We start from the raw sequence: 1,724 nt of genomic DNA, 5'->3' as shown, positions 1-1,724 counted from the left end.
CCCGGGGTCGTGATCAGGGGCCGGTGCTGGGGGTCGAAGCCGGTGGCGTAGACGGTGCCGGCGGCGGGGCTGTCGGCCCGGTAGCCGAGGCCGTCGGCGTTGCGGGCGCCGAGCACGAGGCGCACGCGCCCGTACTCGCCGTCCGCCGGGTCGGTGGTGTTGCGCCGGGCGAGCAGGTCGGGGATGCCGTCGCCGTTGACGTCACCGGGCGCGAGGACGTCGTAGTCGGCCCATCCGGAGGGGGAGACGACGGTGCCGGGCTTGAGCCGGTCGGTTCCGGTCTCGGCGGCGAGGGGACCCTCCACGGTGCCGCCGTAGAGGACGAGGGTGTCACCGTCCTTGGCAATCAGGTCGTTCCCGGCACGAGCGTCGAGGTCTCCGGTGGCGACGATCTGGCTGGTTCCGGACCAGTCGCCCCCGCTGGGGTGGAGCAGTTCGGTGCGCTGGGATTCGTCGGGGGCGCCCATGCCGTTGCCGGGGTAGAGGTAGAGCCGGGTGCCCCGCTTGACGAGGAAGTCCTCGTAGCCGTCCTCGGTCCGGTTCGGGTTCTGGGTGGTGAAGTTGCCCCGGTGGGTGATCAGAGCGCCGGACCAACCAGGGTTGGCGACGGTTCGCGGCTGGTCGAAGGTGCCGTCGCCGCGGCCGGGGTAGAGGGCGAGTTCGCCGGTGCTGGTGGCGGCCACCAGGTCGGCGTGCCCGTCACCGGTCAGATCGCCGGGGCGGTCGCGGACAAGTGTCAGGTTGGTCGCGTCGTGAACGAAGTCGGGGATGGCGGTCTTGATCAGCGTGGTGCTGGAGTTGGGGCCGCCGTCCGAACCGTCGTAGGGGGAGAGGTTGCCGGCCTTGTCCATGGCCTGGACGGTGAGCTGGTTGGTCGGATACACGTTGGGGGTGATGGAGACGGTCGCCGTCCCGTCCGGGCCGGCATTCACCCAGGTGCCGCCGCATCCCTGGTTGACCACGGGCAGGGGCTTGTTGAGGGAGTAGCAGAAGCCGGTCAGCCCGAACTGGTCGCTGGAGGCGAACTTGACCGTGCGCGGGGTGCGGGCGGGCACCTCGGGGGCGTTGATGCTGTGGCCGTCCGCGGAGGTGACGGTCGGCTTGGACGGCGGAGTGCTGTCCACGTTGAAGCCGCAGTCACCGCCGAAGCCCGAGCCGGTGATGCCGTCCTCGGCCTGGACGTGCCACTTGTAGCGGCCGCCATCGTGCATCTTGGCCCAGCCGAGACTCATGATCGCCCAGGTTCCGCTGGGGGCGGAGGCCCGATCGACCAGGATGTACTGCCCGGTGTCGTGGTCCCAGGCCTCGAACTTGGCGCTCAGGGCGACGTCGGTGTCCGGGTCGGAGATCCTCGCGGTCAGAACGACGTCGTTACGCCCGACGGTGGGCCAGCTGGCCGGGTCGCTGACGCACGGCACGTTGACGTTGCTGCTGCTGCCCGGCGTCCACTGGCTCTGCCAGGCCGCGTAGTCGTGCAGGACGGGGGGCCGGTTGTAGGTGACCTCGAGCCACGGGTTGTTCTTGAACCGCTTGTAGCTGTTCTTGTTGCCGAGGTAGTTGTCCGGGGTCCGCAGTCCGAGGGCGAGGCTGTCGTCACCGCGGTCGGCGGCGCCTTGGACGACGGCGCGCAGGTTGTCGGTGCTGAAGTCCACGCCCTGCACCCCGGGGCAGTAGGTGGGGTTGCCGTGGGCGAAGGCCTTGGCGTCGAGTTGCCAGATCCAGGG

General features: G+C 70.2%; 1 pseudogene. It reads right to left on the bottom strand.

Annotated features, from left to right (window positions below):
- A pseudogene (locus ACIQOV_RS40330) lies at positions 1-1,724 on the bottom strand (hypothetical protein); the annotation flags it as partial.

It is taken from the genome of Kitasatospora sp. NPDC091257 (assembly GCF_044757675.1).
GTDB classification, from domain to species: Bacteria; Actinomycetota; Actinomycetes; order Streptomycetales; family Streptomycetaceae; genus Kitasatospora; species Kitasatospora lactacystinica.
This window is presented reverse-complemented; position numbering and strand designations above follow the sequence as displayed.